14 protein-coding genes are annotated in these 15,917 nt (G+C 39.0%); 12 read left to right on the forward strand and 2 right to left on the reverse strand.

The annotated features are described in order from the left end of the window. Positions 1-131: 131 nt before the first annotated feature. From AEA09_RS01690 to AEA09_RS01720, 7 genes are all read left to right on the forward strand, one after another. Positions 132-578, forward strand: coding sequence for an SACOL1771 family peroxiredoxin (locus AEA09_RS01690; RefSeq protein WP_053582190.1), 447 nt, complete (start codon positions 132-134; stop codon positions 576-578). 124 nt (positions 579-702) lie between these two features. Continuing rightward, positions 703-1,338: a sugar transferase gene (locus AEA09_RS01695; protein WP_053582191.1), complete on the forward strand. Its 636-nt coding sequence runs from the start codon at positions 703-705 to the stop codon at positions 1,336-1,338. Positions 1,339-1,759: 421 nt separating this feature from the next. Beyond that, positions 1,760-3,277 carry a GNAT family N-acetyltransferase gene (locus AEA09_RS01700; protein WP_245622755.1) on the forward strand — a complete coding sequence of 506 codons (1,518 nt, stop codon included), beginning with the start codon at positions 1,760-1,762 and terminating at the stop codon, positions 3,275-3,277. 16 nt (positions 3,278-3,293) lie between these two features. After that, on the forward strand, positions 3,294-4,016 hold the full coding sequence (locus AEA09_RS01705) for a hypothetical protein (RefSeq protein WP_053582293.1): 723 nt from the start codon (positions 3,294-3,296) through the stop codon (positions 4,014-4,016). Positions 4,017-4,712: 696 nt separating this feature from the next. Further along, the gene (gene hutI, locus AEA09_RS01710; RefSeq protein ID WP_053582294.1) at positions 4,713-5,975 is read left to right on the forward strand and encodes an imidazolonepropionase; all 1,263 of its coding nucleotides are present in this window, start codon (positions 4,713-4,715) and stop codon (positions 5,973-5,975) included. A 1-nt stretch (position 5,976) separates the two neighbouring features. Beyond that, a complete protein-coding gene (locus AEA09_RS01715; protein WP_053582193.1) occupies positions 5,977-6,948 on the forward strand; it encodes an agmatinase family protein in 972 nt (323 codons plus the stop codon). A 130-nt stretch (positions 6,949-7,078) separates the two neighbouring features. Next, positions 7,079-7,966: a 5'-3' exonuclease gene (locus AEA09_RS01720; RefSeq protein WP_053582194.1), complete on the forward strand. Its 888-nt coding sequence runs from the start codon at positions 7,079-7,081 to the stop codon at positions 7,964-7,966. Here the strand turns inward: AEA09_RS01720 and AEA09_RS01725 are convergent. Together AEA09_RS01725 and AEA09_RS01730 are read right to left on the reverse strand one after the other, a co-directional pair. Then, positions 7,920-8,462: a C39 family peptidase gene (locus AEA09_RS01725; protein WP_053582195.1), complete on the reverse strand. Its 543-nt coding sequence runs from the start codon at positions 8,460-8,462 to the stop codon at positions 7,920-7,922. The two genes, AEA09_RS01720 and AEA09_RS01725, sit on opposite strands and share 47 nt — an antisense overlap. Before the next feature lie 55 nt (positions 8,463-8,517). After that, positions 8,518-8,832: a thioredoxin family protein gene (locus tag AEA09_RS01730; RefSeq protein WP_053582196.1), complete on the reverse strand. Its 315-nt coding sequence runs from the start codon at positions 8,830-8,832 to the stop codon at positions 8,518-8,520. Between the two features lie 266 nt (positions 8,833-9,098). On the opposite strand from AEA09_RS01730, the gene AEA09_RS01735 reads away from it, so the two are divergent. The 5 genes from AEA09_RS01735 (at position 9,099) to gcvH (ending at position 15,829) form a co-directional block, all read left to right on the forward strand. Further along, entirely contained in the window at positions 9,099-11,483 is a 2,385-nt protein-coding gene (locus AEA09_RS01735; RefSeq protein WP_053582197.1) for a 3-hydroxyacyl-CoA dehydrogenase/enoyl-CoA hydratase family protein, read from the forward strand. Positions 11,484-11,536: 53 nt separating this feature from the next. Further along, entirely contained in the window at positions 11,537-12,712 is a 1,176-nt protein-coding gene (locus AEA09_RS01740; protein WP_053582198.1) for an acetyl-CoA C-acetyltransferase, read from the forward strand. Positions 12,713-13,024: 312 nt separating this feature from the next. After that, complete coding sequence (locus AEA09_RS01745) at positions 13,025-14,809, forward strand: acyl-CoA dehydrogenase family protein (protein WP_053582199.1); 1,785 nt, start codon at positions 13,025-13,027, stop codon at positions 14,807-14,809. A 203-nt stretch (positions 14,810-15,012) separates the two neighbouring features. Next, entirely contained in the window at positions 15,013-15,369 is a 357-nt protein-coding gene (locus AEA09_RS01750) for an arsenate reductase family protein (RefSeq protein WP_053582200.1), read from the forward strand. Positions 15,370-15,448: 79 nt separating this feature from the next. Continuing rightward, a complete protein-coding gene (gcvH, locus tag AEA09_RS01755) occupies positions 15,449-15,829 on the forward strand; it encodes a glycine cleavage system protein GcvH (protein ID WP_053582201.1) in 381 nt (126 codons plus the stop codon). Positions 15,830-15,917: the final 88 nt, after the last annotated feature.

A 15,917-nucleotide genomic window follows, 5' to 3' on the forward strand; every position in this document is an offset into this window, starting at 1 on the left:
CCGCTCCCAATAAAGTGAGAGCGGGTATTTTTTATAGTGTCTTGGCATCGGTATGCAGGATTCTTAAGTTCAAACTATATAATAAAAGTTGTTATGACAATTATTTGTATGAATATGAAGGAGGATGTTTTATGGTTCAACATACTTTTAAGATGGAGTTAAAATGGGACGATGGACGAAATGGCTCAGGAGTCCTACAAGCGACAAAGCTGCGAAGTGAAATTTCCATACCACAGGAAATGGGTGGTCCAGGTATAGGAACAAATCCTGATGAAATGTTACTTGGTGCAGCAGCAACTTGCTATTTAATAACATTCGCAACATTGCTAGAGAATTCTGGAATTAAAGTCGAGCGTTTGTCGATGCAAGCTGAAGGGATTGTCGATGTGACGAATGGTGTTTTTACATATGAGAAAATACTGCATAAGCCACATGTTTTGTTAGAAACTGCAACAGAACGTGAAAAAGAGCGAGTAATGAGAATAGCTAAAAAAGCAGAGCAGACATGCATGATAAGTAAGGCGTTAAAAGGAAATGTGAGTATTGAATGCTCTGTAAATATTGAACAGGTAAGATGATTACTATAATGTAGTCATCTTTTTTTGTCAGATTTACACTGTATTAACTTTGCTTAAAATAGTTCTAATAATGTTCAAATCGAATATATAAGTGATAAGCGCTAAAAATAGGAAGGTTGATGCCATGGATAAACAAGCAACCCTAATTGATTCTTTTTACGGTCAATATGGGAAAAGGGTTTTTGATATAACAGTAGCCCTTATTTTACTACTTATTACATTACCTTTTATGTTTATTGTCTTACTAGTTTTACTGATAACTACCGGTCGGCCTGTTTTTTTCACACAAACAAGAACGGGTATTCACGAACAGCATTTCATGATTTGGAAGTTACGAACAATGGAGATGCGCACAGTCTCACTAGATTTACCCATCATGGATGCTAATGGTATCCCGGACGATTACTTTCATAAAACAGCTCCCGATGCACGTGTTACAAAAGTGGGGGCTGTACTTCGGAAGTTAAGCATTGATGAAATTCCACAACTCATTAATGTATTAAAGGGGGATATGAGCATTGTTGGACCAAGACCGGAAATTCCGGCGATTACAAATGCTTATAATGCTTTACAGGCAGAGCGTTTAGAGGTGAAACCTGGTTTGACAGGACTTGCACAAATAAATGGAAGATCGGATATTTCACACGGACAAAAAATTAACTACGATTTACAGTATGTTGAAAAATATAGCCTATGGTTAGATATTAAAATTGTTGCAAAAACTTTTTATGTTGTGTTAGCAAGAACTGGAGCCTACTAACAGATATGAGGAGAAAGTTGGAGTGTCAATGTGTAAATAGTAGATTATGAACATAGTTTTCTCATCAGGACGTGATGACAGCAATCTTCATCGTAATCTGTACTTGGCTATATATAGAAGTGTTATCTGTAAATACAAATATTGATATATAGCCATAAATAGTGGCGACATTATTTATGGCATTTTACATTTTCACAAATGTATTATAAAACGCTACATGTCTTTGAGCGAGCATCTGCGAAAATAGGTTGAAAAGGGGATTAAACTGCAGATATTACGAATTCAAACAGTAAGGGAACTCCCGTTTTATAAAGTTTTTTGGGATGGGATTTTAGAAGCTGAACAAAATGATAATCCGTTTATCGAATTTGCTTGGTTCTATAAATGGTGGCAAATTGTAGGTGCCAATGAGCAAGTAGTAGTGTATGCCGTAAAAAAAGATAATGATATTATAGGATTTTTCCCATTTAGCATAAAAAAGAAATGGGGCATCAATGTATTTTCATTCACTGGAGAAAACATCGCCAATTACTCCGGCTTTATTGTGAAAAAGGAGTGGTTGATGCAGGCTGTTTCTTTTGTGTTCGATGAAATATCGAAGCGACATCGTCATGTCCTTTTTTCGTTTCATGGATTACTGGAAAGTGGACTTTCTTCTAAAATAATTGAACAGTATTTTATTGAACGACAAACGCACATGAGTATTTTTCGTGTTGTAACACCATATCTCGCCCTTGGACAAACTGATTTTTCAACGTATTTCAATAACAGAAGAAAAATGCATGGGGTGGACCGACGCGAGAAAAAGTTGCGGAAGTTGGGCTCATTAAGTTGCAAGACACCCGAGCAAGATGAGCTTTGGCAAATGTTTAAGTTATATGATAGACGTTGGTCAAAAGAAATTGATATGAGTGGTTTTACAGTTGGTAAGAAGAAAGAGTTTTTTGAGCAACTAGTGCTAATTGAAGACGAGGCTTTACAAATAGAGGTTGATGTACTGGTTTTTGAAAATCAGTGGATTGCGTTTACGTATGGTATTTGTTGTAGAGGTCGCTATGTTACGTATGCTCTTGGTTATGAGCCGAATTTTAATATATTTGAAGTAGGACGTTTACTCAATCAAGAAACGATGAAACGTACCTTTTCAGAGGAGTACAAAGTCTTCGATTTTAGCATAGGCTATGAGCCAGATAAATTTGATTGGCATACAGATATTGATTTTACGAGAAAAATTCTTGCTAGTGGTGAGACGAAGCGTGCAAAGCTATTGCATATTTGTTTAGCAACAAAAGCACGTGTGAAAGAAATGCTTAAAAGTAGTCGGCGAATCGTAGAGTGGAAGCGTAATGTCTGGGGGCAATTGCGTTATTTAGTAAAACGAGGTCATATGAAAGATTGGTTACACTATGTACAAAAACTATTTGGACAAGTTTTTAGCTTTAAGCATGTGGATTTATATGAATTACCTGGGTCTTCATTAACTATGCTCCATCGACAAGTCGGGCAACTTTATGATGAAATGCAGATTCAAGAGGCGATGAAACTAGAGCAGGATAATTTAGTTTCACTCTTTTATAAAGGTTTTACCGTCTATAAAGATTGTTTTGCTAAAACAAGTAACTATGCTTTTGCTCTGCATGCGCATCAATGGAACGTGGATGCTTTGCAAATTGTCGAGCCTCTACCGAAGCACACATACTTTTTAGCACATGGTGACGATCAAAATATCGATGTAATTACAGCTTTTTTTCAAAAAATAAAGCCAACAAAAGCACTTTGGGTAACAGCAGGCTTTTGGCAATGGAAGAAGCGAAGACGCTTACAAAAACTAGGCTATAAGCGTATTTTCCACATGAAACATATGAAATGTGGTCACTTTGAACGTAGTAGGGTTAAAAATTATTCAGAGAATGGGGGAGGCATTCATTTTATCAATTAGCCGAAAGCGCTGGAGTATGGTAACTCAGCATATTTATTTTGCAGATAAGCCTACTGCTGCCAGAAAAAAAATGAAGCTAGTTAGGCATGTACATTCTTTAATACCAAGCAGGAAATTAGCAAGAAGTGAAACGGCACACATTTATTTGACACAAGATGAAGGAATGTTGCGTGCAGCTATGTCCATAAGAAATCTGCAAATGATCGAGCAAGCAGAAAAGGAACCTTATCAAGTGATTTTGCATGAAGAGCCTACGTTTGAAAACCTCCGAGATTTTCAGAAGTTTTATAATCAAATTGCTAAAGAAAAAAAAATCGAGCAAATTAGTCGACCCCATATGGACACCTTCAAATTATTAGCAAGCGAAAAGGCGTTGTTATTAACGGAAGTGCGCAGTGAATGTGGACAATCACTTTGTTACAGTCTTGATGTTGTGCATGCTAAAAAAGCGATGTCTTACTATGTGGCGACAAGTACCCTGTTTTTAAAGCCTGAACATTTGAAACAGCCTATTCGATACGCACACTGTTTTTTATTGTGGCATAATTTACTGTATTTAAAAAGTCATGGTTACGAAGTATATGATATGGGTGAGTTAACAAATGAAGTAGCTATTAGGGAATTTAAGCTTGGCTTTGGTGGTCAAATTGTAGATGTATATTCAGGTTATATTGCTCAATCAAAAATAAGTGCACTGTTATTAGGGGTACAACGGTGGAGGAAGCAACAATCGAGTTAAATGATGCTGGGCTAGTCATTACTGACGATCAAATAGCGGAAATCAAGTCTATCGTTTTTCCACGTAACCAAGCGAACATGTAGTATTTTACTGCTTGTTTAGAAGCTGGACTTTTGTGTTATCGTGGGAATGAAGAACATATATTATACAAGGTAACAAAATTTGCGAAAGAAAATATGCAACTCAAGATTGCTAAATGGCTGGGTACTTACTTGAATATCTCTGGATATCATATTATGTGACTTGCGGATCTGTAAAAAGAGCCATTCATTCATGTTCAATCAAGTGCTTTTCTAAGACCTTATTGTGCTTTGTTCAGTGGGTTAGAACACTTAAAAATAAAGCGCATTAAGGTGGGGATGCATGGGGCGGCCGAGGAGGGGGCTTATTATCATTTATGGTGGCATCCCCGTAATTTTGGCAAGAATACGGGTGGAAATCTAGCGATGCTTGAGAAATTATTGCAGTATCACAAAGTATCTCTAAAAGATTAAAATTTTCAAAGCTACTCCATGCTAGAAGTAGCGATGCTTTGCGGGCAATAACATTTCTACATTAGAAATGTTATTGTTTTTTTACGTTTCGAGAAAAGTTTATGTGAATAAGAGGGAATTTAATGGGAGATGCCGAAATTGTTAGTTACAAAAGTATAGTGTTTAGCATAAGAAACAAATGGGGGAGTTATGGATGACGGAGATGACACAAAAACCAATTTGGATTCAAAATATTTCACAGTTAGTGACCCTTTCAAGTAAGAAAAAGGGGCCGCGTGTCCGGGAAGAGATGAGAGAGTTAGGCATTATTGAAGGTGGAAGTGTTTGGATTGAGAACGGTATTATTCAGGATGTCGGCACAACGCGCCAAATGATCATGAGATATTTATCACGGGCAAAAGAGGCAGAGATTGTGGATGCGACGGGTAAAATTGTGACACCAGGACTAATTGATCCACATACACATGTGGTATTCGGTGGAAGTCGTGAGAATGAGTTTGAAATGCGTATGGAGGGTGCTAGCTATATGGATATCATGAATGCTGGGGGAGGTATTCATGCGACAACGCGAAAAATGCGCACATTATCAGAGGAGCATATTTTCAATCAGACGGCAAGGCGCCTAGACTTATTTTTACAGCATGGAGTGACAACGCTAGAAAGTAAAAGCGGTTACGGATTAGATTTAGAAAATGAGCTCAAGCAATTACGTGTCATGCAAAGATTACATAAAAAGCATCCAGTTGACATTATACCGACATTTATGGGTGCACATGCAGTACCAGAAGAATATCAGGGCAACCCAGATGCATATGTCGATTTAGTTATTGAAGAGATGATTCCTGCTGTCGTACAAGAGGGCTTAGCAAAGTTCATTGACGTTTTCTGTGAGGTGGATGTCTTTACACCGGAACAGTCCGAACGTATTTTACAGGCTGGTAAGGCACATGGACTGATTCCTAAAATTCACGCAGATGAAATTGAAGAGAATCAAGGGGCACACGTGGCAGCAAAAGTTGGCGCTATTTCGGCGGAGCATTTACTGAAGGTATCAGATGAGGGGATTGCGGAGCTTGCAAAAGCTGGTGTGATAGCATGCCTATTGCCGGCGACTGCGCTGTATTTAGGTGAGAAACCCGCACGTGCGCGAGATATTATTGATGCGGGTGTACCTGTCGCTATCTCAACAGATTGTAATCCAGGCTCATCGCCTACTATTTCAATGCCGCTGGTTATGAATTTAGCGTGTATTATGATGAAAATGACACCGGCAGAAAGCTTGTGTGCTGCAACCTATAATGCGGCTTGCGCACTACAAATTGAAGATCGTGTTGGTTCAATTGAGGTGGGGAAGCAAGCGGATTTAGTATTATGGGATGTGCATAATCACCAAAAGTTGCATTATATCTTTGGTGTTAACCATGTGAAAACAGTATGGAAAAATGGTGTGAAGGTGGTCGGTTAATATGTTCATAAAGCCGCAATGTTGTTGGGAAGAAAGCAAAGGCTCAGGCTTACATCAATGGATTAAGCAGAAAGAAAAACCACATCCAAGTGACGTGGATGTAATCGTATACGGTTCATTGTTATCGTATACAAACGACATAACGAAAACAGCGCAGTACCCAAATGCTTTTCGTCGTGCTTGGCCAAATTTCCAATCCTATAATTTAGACGAACAAATAAACTTACGTGCATTATCAGTTGTGGATATTGGAGATGTAGCCATTCACCCTACTGATAAAATGCTGTCTCATTCTGCAGTAGAAGCGGCGGCTGAAAATTTGTGTGTGACGTACCCCAAAAGCTTTACATGCTTAATTGGAGGAGACCATTGGATGACTGCCTGTTCACTACGCGGCATTAAAAATGCCCATCCACAAGAGCGAATCGGTATTATTCAACTTGATACACATTTAGATGTGCACAACAGTGAGGAAGCCGGACTAGGCAATAAATCGCCAATGCATCAGTTGGTTGAGGCAGGCATCGTAGAAGGGAAGCATATTTATAATCTTGGTTTGCACGGCTTTTTTAATTCGCCAGAAATGATACATTATGCGCGTGAGCAAGGGGTACATATGATTACTCTAAAGCAAATGCGTCGAGATGGCCTTCAGTTAACGGTACGTGAAATACTACGTCAGCTTATGTATGAGGTAGATCGTATTTACGTATCGGTGGATTTAGATGTGCTCGATAATCCATTCGTACCAGATGTGTCGGCCGCCGCTCCAGGTGGTTTAACAGCATATGAATTATTTGATATATTAAAACTGATTGGTGAAAATGAAGGGGTACGTCACCTTGATTTTGTTTGTGCGGATTCAAAAGATGATGAGCTGCATCAAACAACGGTAAAAACGGGTATAACGGCATTTTTAAATTGGCTTACGGGTATTCAGCTAGACAATCATCAGCGCATCCAAAAAAAATAGGAACAGCAGGCTAAGGACGTATTCCATAGCCTGCTGTTTCTATTTCATGTAAGAAGAATGTCTATTAACAGCGTAGTTCAATCATTGTTTGCTATAATACAAGAATGATTGATAGAGAGGATTTTCAACGATGACAACTAAACCAAAACTTTTAATTGTAGATGGCATGGCACTATTATTCCGTTCATTCTTTGCTTCGGCAGCAATGGGTCATTTCATTCGCTTGCCAGACGGTACACCAACAAATGGGGCGCAGGGCTTTGTACGTCATGTCTTAACAGCGCAATCACTAATGCAACCAACACATATGGCAGTTTGTTGGGACATGGGTTCACATACATTCCGTAATGATTTATTTGATGGCTATAAAGCAAATCGTCCAGCGCCACCTGAAGAAATGCTTCCTCAATTTGATATGGCGAAAAATTTATCTGCGCAAATTGGTTGGCAGAATTTCGGCGTTCCAGGGATGGAAGCAGATGATTTAATCGGCTCGATGATTGAAAAATGGCAGAACGATGCAGATATAACGGTAATCAGCGGGGATAAAGATTTATTGCAGCTTTTAAATCCATCGACACAAATTGCGTTTACGAAAAAAGGCTATACCGAATATGACGTGTATACGGATACTCGCTTTAAGGAGGAGTACGGCATTGAGCCTGCACAATTCGCGCAGGTGAAGGCATTTATGGGCGATTCGAGTGATGGCTATCCAGGTGTTAAAGGTATAGGACCAAAGCAAGCATTAACACTTATTCAAACATACGGCTCGATTGACAACGTACTTGCCTCATTAGATGAGTTAAAACCGGGACAACGTACGAAAATCCGTGACAATATGGAAATGCTGAAATTATCACATGAGCTTGCGACAATTCATACGGGTGTACCGATTGAAGCGGACTTAGCGAATCTAGTGTTACAAGATTACGAACAACAGACGTTTATAGTACTAGAAGAGCAGGGCTTCACTTTAATTTCGAAACAAGCACGTTCTTTATATTCACTTGTTTAGGAGCAATTTTCACGAAGCTTAACACTTTCACATTATCTTGATAGCGGGATAGACGAATTTCACTTTCTCGATCGCTACCTCCATTATCATGGAAAATTAGTGAGAGTTCATCTTGCTGAATTTTATAGCCAATAAGTGGTACCCAATGATAGGCATAGGTAGATTTTTTATTGCACCATTGTAAGCTGAAATAGCGGTCAAAACGCATTGCAACAGGGCGCCCTTCATCAATTTCTTGCAGGGCTTCTTTTAGCGTACATGTTCGGACGTTCCATGCTGGTAATAGCATGCGTAAATTACGAATTAAGCGCCATTTAAATAAGCCAATTTTAGTGCCGCCAAGCATCTCGTATAGCTGATTAATAGACGGAGTAGGGGCACCAAGATATTGCAGGATAACATGTATAGTAGTTGGACCACATGCTGAGTTACGATAGTTTGGCGAAATGGACGCTTCGTATTGTGATTTTCCTTGTAACGGTAATTGACAATGCATAATGATCTCCTTTGAAAAAAGAGCTGCATTTCGTTAAGAAATGCAGCTCTTTTTATTATTGTGCTGATAAAAAGTCAATAACTTGTTGTGGTGATTTAGCGTTTGCGCTATGTAGGTGTGCTAATTTTTCACCATTTTGGAAAATCAATAAGCTTGGAATTCCCATTACATCGTATTTGTCAGCGATTTCTGGAAGCTCATCGCGGTTAAGCTCGTACCAGTCATAATTATTGTATTCTTCGATAATTGGATCGATGAACATGTTCATGCGTGTGCAATCAGGGCACCAACCAGCATAAAATTTTACTAGTACTTTTTGGTCGCCGGCGATCAGTTCGTTAAATTGTTCGGCAGTTGTTATTGTTTTCATTAGTAATTCACTCTCCTTGCTTATCATTCTACACATTTTTTACATTTCCCGAAAGTTTTCTGTTTGTGAATTCGATGAATCTACGTATTGTAGTGTTTTTGCTCGTTAAAAACAAAAAAAGTTGTATACTGCGAAAATAATTGTAAAAAAACAATTGCTAATTTTTAGAAAATAAACTAAACTAAAAACAGAAAAGGTTCTTTTATATTTTTTTGGTCATAAAATGAATGACTATTCATTCAAGGGAGAATAAGGGGGAATTGCTTGTGACTTACAACATTAAAAAAGCAGCTGTTTTAGGCTCGGGGGTAATGGGCTCTGGGATTGCAGCACATTTAGCAAACATCGGTATTCCAACACTACTATTGGATATTGCACCGAAGGAACTAACAAAAGAAGAGGAAGCAAAAGGACTTTCACTTGCGCATCCGGCTGTTCGTAATCGTTTTGCTCAAGGGGCGCTTCAAAAGTTATTAAAGCAAAAGCCAGCACCACTTACTTCTAAGAAAAATTTAACGCTACTATCTGTAGGGAACTTTGAAGACGATTTAGGAAAGTTAAAAGAAGTTGACTGGATTATTGAAGTAGTCGTTGAGAATTTAACAATCAAACAAAATTTATATGAAAAAATAGATGCCGTTCGTAAACCAGGCACAATTATTAGTTCAAATACATCAGGCATTAGTATAGATGCGATGGCAGAAGGTCGTTCAGAAGACTTCCAAAAACATTTCTTGGGAACACACTTCTTTAACCCACCGCGCTACTTAAAGTTGTTAGAAGTGATTCCAGCAAAAACAACCGCTCCAGAAGTTGTAGACTTCATGAAAACATTTGGTGAAAACGTGCTTGGAAAAGGTGTCGTACTTGCGAAAGACACACCAAACTTCATTGCAAATCGCATTGGCACATATGGTTTACTCGTAACAGTTCGGGAAATGATGAAAGGTGGCTACTCAGTAGGAGAAGTTGATTCCGTAACGGGTCCACTAATTGGTCGTCCGAAATCGGCAACGTTCCGAACATTAGATGTTGTAGGTTTAGATACATTTCTTCACGTAGCGAAAAACGTTTATGACCAAACAACAGGCGCAGAGCAACAAGTATTCGCAGTTCCGGAATTTCTACAAAAAATGGTTGAAAAAGGTTGGTTAGGAGCTAAATCTGGGCAAGGTTTCTTTGTAAAACAAGGAAAAGAGATTTTGGAAATTGATCCTGGCACATTAGCATACAGTCCAACGAAAAAATTAAAAACTCCTTCTATTGAAATGGCCAAGCAAGCTCGTGGTCTAGCAAATAAAGTGAAAGCCTTAACATATGCAAAAGACCGCACAGGTGAATTATTATGGAGCATTTTTGCCCCTACTTTAATCTACTCTGCACAGCTTCATGGCGAAATCGCAGATGATATCGTGGCAATCGATAACGCAATGAAATGGGGCTTCGGTTGGCAACAAGGCCCATTTGAAACATGGGATGCGCTTGGTGTAAAAGATTCCGTTGCAAAAATGGAAACAGAAGGTCTTGAAGTGCCTGCGTTTGTAAAAGAAATGTTGGCGAAGGGCTTTGACACATTCTACTCTGAAATCGATGGTGATTTAGCTTTCTATAATGGCTCAGAGTATGTAAAAGTACCAGTGAATGAAAAAGAGATCAATTTAAAACGCTATAAGAAAAAACACGGCGTTATTAAGTCAAATACAGGTGCTAGTTTAATAGATTTAGGTGACGGCATCGCTTTATTAGAATTCCATTCACAATCAAATGCAATCGGCTTAGACATTATTCAAATGATTAACTTTGCAGTAGATGAAGTGGAGACAAACTACAAAGGCTTGGTCATCGGAAACCAAGGGAAAAACTTCTGTGTAGGTGCAAACTTAGGCATGATTTTAGTCGAAGCACAGGATGATAATATCTTTGAACTTGATTACACAATTAAAGCATTCCAAGATGCAATGCAAAAAATTAAGTACTCTCGTAAGCCAGTAGTTGCAGCGCCATTCGGTATGACACTAGGTGGAGGAGCAGAAGTTTGCTTACCAGCAGCGCATATTCAAGCAACGATGGAAACGTATATGGGCTTAGTAGAAGTTGGAGTGGGGCTAATTCCTGGCGGTGGCGGTAACAAAGCACTTTACGAAAAATTCCTTAAAGGTTTACCAAAAGGCGTAGAAGTAGACTACCAAACTATTGCGAATAAAGTATTTGAAACAATTGCTACAGCAAAAGTTTCGACATCAGGTGAAGAAGCTCGTGATAATAACTTCCTTAATTTTGTGGATGGAATTTCAGTGAATCCTGATCACCAAATTTATGATGCGAAGCAAGCGGCATTAGCTTTATATGAAGGAGGCTATTTACCTCCTGTACCAACGAAAATTCCTGTCACGGGTGCTTCAGGTTACGGTACGTTAGTAATTGGTGCACAAGGTATGTTGCAATCAGGCTTTATTAGCGAACATGATTTAAAAATCGCCAAAAAATTAGCGTATGTAATTGCTGGTGGTAAAGTTCCTTATGGCACATTAGTTGATGAACAATATTTATTAAACCTAGAGCGTGAAGCATTCCTAAGCTTAGTAGCAGATCCACTGTCACAACAAAGAATGCAACACATGCTGATTAAAGGGAAACCACTTCGTAACTAATGAAGAAACCGAACTATTAAATTTGTACATGTAAACAAAGGGGGATTTAAACGATGCGTGAAGCCGTAATTGTAGCAGGAGCACGAACTCCGATTGGAAAGTCAAGAAGAGGTTCTTTAGCAACAGTAAGACCCGATGATTTTGGGGCAGTCGTTGTCAAAGAAGCATTAAATAGAGCGGGTTACACAGGCCCAATCGATGATTTAATTTTAGGTTGTGCAATGCCAGAAGCAGAGCAAGGTATGAATGTTGCGCGTAATATCGGAGCACTAGCAGGATTACCTGATACTACGCCAGCGATTACGATAAATCGATTCTGTTCATCAGGCTTACAAGCAATTGCCTATGCGGCAGAGCGTGTTATGTTAGGCCACTCAAAAGCAATTATTGCTGGTGGCGTTGAGTCAATGAGTATGATTCCGATGACAGGGAATACAGTACGACTAAATCCAGAGTTAGCTGAAAATGCACCACAATACTATATGGGTATGGGCCATACAGCTGAAGAAGTTGCACGCCAGTATGATGTTAGTCGTGAAGACCAAGATGCATTCGCTGTACGTTCACATGAGCTAGCTGAAAAAGCGATAAAAGAAGGTAAGTTTAAAGATGAAATCGTACCAATTGAAGTGGAACAGCATTATGTAGATGAGAATAATAAACCACAAGTGAAGAAATTTACATTCGAAATGGATGAAGGGGTTCGTCCAGGTACATCGGTTGAAGGTTTGGCAAAACTTCGTCCTGCTTTCAATGTTAAAGGAAGTGTTACAGCTGGTAATGCTTCACAAACTTCTGATGGTGCAGCGGCGGTATTAGTAATGGACCGTGAGGAAGCTGAAAAACAAGGTATGAAACCGATGGCAAAGTTTTTAGGATTTGCAGTTGGTGGCGTTCCACCTGAAGTGATGGGAATTGGCCCTATTGTCGCTGTTCCTAAAGCTTTAGAAATTGCACGCTTGTCAATTGAAGACATTGACCTTTGGGAAATTAACGAAGCATTCGCTTCACAATCACTACAAGTCGTTCGTCATCTAGGCATCAATCAAGAAAAGGTGAATGTCAATGGTGGTGCAATTGCGCTAGGACATCCACTTGGTGCTACAGGTGCGATTTTAACACTAAAGTTAATCCATGAATTAAAACGTCAAGGCAAAAAGTATGGTGTTGTGACAATGTGTATCGGTGGCGGTATGGGTGCTGCTGGAGTATTTGAGATTTTAACATGATTCAGCAAAAATTCTACATGTCCAAAAGAGGCGAGATGAATGCAGATTTGGATTCTCTTTAATAGATTTCCAAAAAGTCTGCTGAATCCTGTTAAAGCCTCCGGCGGATGTCACAGATTTTGAAGGGAGTAAATTGTGCAAGCACAATTCAAAATCTGGACGCAATTACGCCAAGGCGTAATTGATAAGTTTGCTAGTTAAGCTGGTGGGTTCATTGTTTTCGGTTGCCTCCGAACGATGTACTCCAAGCTTTTCTATAGATGGTTATTTTATCGAGCATTTTAAATAATAGAACTTAGGGAGGAATTTATCATGACAGAAAAAACAACGGATTTCATTAAAGGCGGCGGATTTATCATTGAAGATGTGGAATTAGATCGAGTATTTACTCCGGAAGATTTCACAGACGAACATAAAATGATTGCAAAAACGACAGAAGAGTACGTAACAAATGAAGTACTACCAGTAGTAGAAAATCTTGAACACCATGAATTCGAGCATTCAGTACGCTTATTAAAGAGTGCAGGTGAGCTAGGCTTATTAGGTGCAGATGTGCCTGAAGAATACGGTGGTCTTGCCTTAGATAAAGTTTCTTCTGCTTTAATCGCTGAAAAAATGTCAGTAGCTGGTGGTTTCTCGATTACACATGGTGCACATGTTGGTATTGGTTCATTACCAATCGTACTTTTCGGTGACGAAGATCAAAAGAAACACTATTTACCAAAGCTTGCTTCAGGTGAGCTAATTGCAGCGTATGCATTAACTGAGCCAGGTTCAGGATCTGACGCATTAGGTGCTAAAACGACTGCAAAGCTAAATGCAGAAGGTACGCACTATATTCTAAATGGTGAAAAGCAATGGATTACAAACGCTGGATTTGCTGACGTATTTGTTGTATATGCAAAGATTGATGGAGAAAAATTCACAGCATTTATCGTTGAACGTGCTTATAACGGTGTTTCTGTCGGACCAGAAGAGAAGAAAATGGGCATTAAATCTTCATCAACACGTACATTAGTACTTGAAGATGCAGAAGTACCTGTTGAAAACTTATTAGGTGAAGTGGGCCGTGGTCACGTAATTGCTTTTAACATTTTAAACATTGGTCGTTATAAATTAGGTGTGGGGACAGTTGGTGGTTCTAAACGTGCATTAGAGCTGGCTATTAAATATACAAATCAGCGCCAACAATTCAAAACGAAGCTTTCTGACTTCAACTTAACGAAAGAAAAATTATCGACAATGGCGTCTCAATTATATGCATCTGAGTCATTAAACTATCGTACAGTAGGTTTATTCGAAGATCGTCTAAGCCAACTAAGTCTAGAAGAGCAAAAGCAAGGGAAGGTAATTGCGGATGCAGTTGCTGAATATGCTATTGAATGTTCAATCGCAAAAGTATTTGGTTCTGAAACATTAGATTATATCGCAGATGAAGCGGTGCAATTACATGGTGGCTACGGCTTTATGGCTGAGTACGAAGTAGAGCGAATTTACCGCGATTCTCGTATTAACCGTATCTTTGAAGGAACAAACGAAATTAACCGCATGATCGTGCCAGGCACATTCATGAAAAAAGCATTAAAAGGTGAACTTCCACTACTTCAAGTAGCGCAAAACCTTCAAACAGAATTACTAATGCTAATGCCTGAAGAAATAGGCACGGAAGCCTTAGCACAAGAAAAATATCTTGTGAAAAATGCGAAGAAAATTGCAGTTCTTGCAGCGGGTATGGCAGCACAACGCTACGGCGCGAAGCTTGATCAAGAACAAGAAGTGCTTGTCAACATCGCTAACATCGCAAATCAATTATACGCAATGGAGTCAGTAGTGTTACGTACAGAAAAAGCGATTGCTCGTGACGGTGTTGAAAAAGCAAATCAAAAACTTCTTTACACACAGATTTTCTGCCAAGAAGCATTTGCAGAAATCGAAAAAGAAGCAAAAGATACAATCATTGCAGCGGTAGAAGGCGATGCGGCACGTATGACGCTTTCTGCACTACGTAAACTAACACGTAACAATCCTTACAACTTAATCGCGAAAAAACGTGAAGCTTCAGTGAAGCTAATCGACGCTGAGAAATTCGTTGTTTAATTACTAACTTTGCCTGGCTACTGAATATGGTAGCTGGGCTTTTTAGTATGCAGACGGATGGAATCGGAAAAGTGACGGATAAGCTCAGCATAGAGACGGATAAAGTGATGAAATTGACGGATAACGCTTGCTTGAGGGTTTCATTTTATCTGTGCCTGTTCAGATGGTATACTACAGGAAAATGATGAAAGAGGAGTTTACGCATGACTATTCAATTCATTAATTACCCAAAATGTACAACATGTAAAAAAGCACAGAAGTGGCTAAATGAAAATGATATTGCTTATGAAGATGTTCATATTGTGGAGCAAACGCCAACTAAGGAGCAATTAGAAAATTATTGGAAGGCAAGTGGAGTAGAATTGAAGAAATTTTTCAATACTTCTGGTATTAAATATCGTGAGTTAGGGTTAAAAGATAAGCTTGCAGAAATGACTGAAGATGAACAGTTAGAGTTGCTTGCATCAGATGGAATGCTCATCAAACGTCCGCTTGTGACAGATGGGAAAAAGGTGACTTTAGGGTTTAAAGAAACAGATTTTAACACAGTTTGGAAATAAGTTCTTTCAACCTTGTTTTTACCCACGAAATATGGCAAACTGATATTGATTGTATTACATATTATGGAGGGGTTTTTTCATGAGCACACCTAAAGACTTACGTTACTCTGAGGAACACGAATGGGTAAAATTAGAAGACGGCAAAGTACGTATTGGTATTACACACTTCGCACAATCTGAACTTGGCGACATCGTTTTCGTTGAACTTCCACAAGTTGGCGACGAAATTAAAACGGACGACCCATTCGGTAGCGTAGAATCAGTTAAAACTGTTTCTGAATTATACGCACCAGTTTCTGGTAAAGTTATAGAAGTAAATGCTGATTTAGAAGACAGCCCAGAATTCGTAAATGAATCACCATACGATAAAGCATGGATGGTTGTTGTTGAACTTTCTGACGCATCAGAAATGGATAACCTAATGACTGCAGAACAATATGAAAAAATGACTCAAGAATAACTTTAAGTTTGAATAAAAAAGCGTCGGTGTATTTACTCCGGCGTTTTTTTCTTATATAAAAGGTAGTTGAGGATAGAAGTGTATATGG

The sequence above is a fragment of the Lysinibacillus contaminans genome, assembly GCF_001278945.1.
GTDB classification, from domain to species: Bacteria; Bacillota; Bacilli; order Bacillales_A; family Planococcaceae; genus Lysinibacillus; species Lysinibacillus contaminans.

Coding starts and splice junctions, on each gene's coding strand:
- AEA09_RS01690 (WP_053582190.1), top strand. CDS start 132: ATGGTTCAACATACTTTTAAGATGGAGTTAAAATGGGACGATGGACGA.
- AEA09_RS01695 (WP_053582191.1), top strand. CDS start 703: ATGGATAAACAAGCAACCCTAATTGATTCTTTTTACGGTCAATATGGG.
- AEA09_RS01705 (WP_053582293.1), top strand. CDS start 3,294: ATGGTAACTCAGCATATTTATTTTGCAGATAAGCCTACTGCTGCCAGA.
- hutI (WP_053582294.1), top strand. CDS start 4,713: ATGACACAAAAACCAATTTGGATTCAAAATATTTCACAGTTAGTGACC.
- AEA09_RS01715 (WP_053582193.1), top strand. CDS start 5,977: ATGTTCATAAAGCCGCAATGTTGTTGGGAAGAAAGCAAAGGCTCAGGC.
- AEA09_RS01720 (WP_053582194.1), top strand. CDS start 7,079: ATGACAACTAAACCAAAACTTTTAATTGTAGATGGCATGGCACTATTA.
- AEA09_RS01725 (WP_053582195.1), bottom strand. CDS start 8,462: ATGCATTGTCAATTACCGTTACAAGGAAAATCACAATACGAAGCGTCC.
- AEA09_RS01730 (WP_053582196.1), bottom strand. CDS start 8,832: ATGAAAACAATAACAACTGCCGAACAATTTAACGAACTGATCGCCGGC.
- AEA09_RS01740 (WP_053582198.1), top strand. CDS start 11,537: ATGCGTGAAGCCGTAATTGTAGCAGGAGCACGAACTCCGATTGGAAAG.
- AEA09_RS01745 (WP_053582199.1), top strand. CDS start 13,025: ATGACAGAAAAAACAACGGATTTCATTAAAGGCGGCGGATTTATCATT.
- AEA09_RS01750 (WP_053582200.1), top strand. CDS start 15,013: ATGACTATTCAATTCATTAATTACCCAAAATGTACAACATGTAAAAAA.
- gcvH (WP_053582201.1), top strand. CDS start 15,449: ATGAGCACACCTAAAGACTTACGTTACTCTGAGGAACACGAATGGGTA.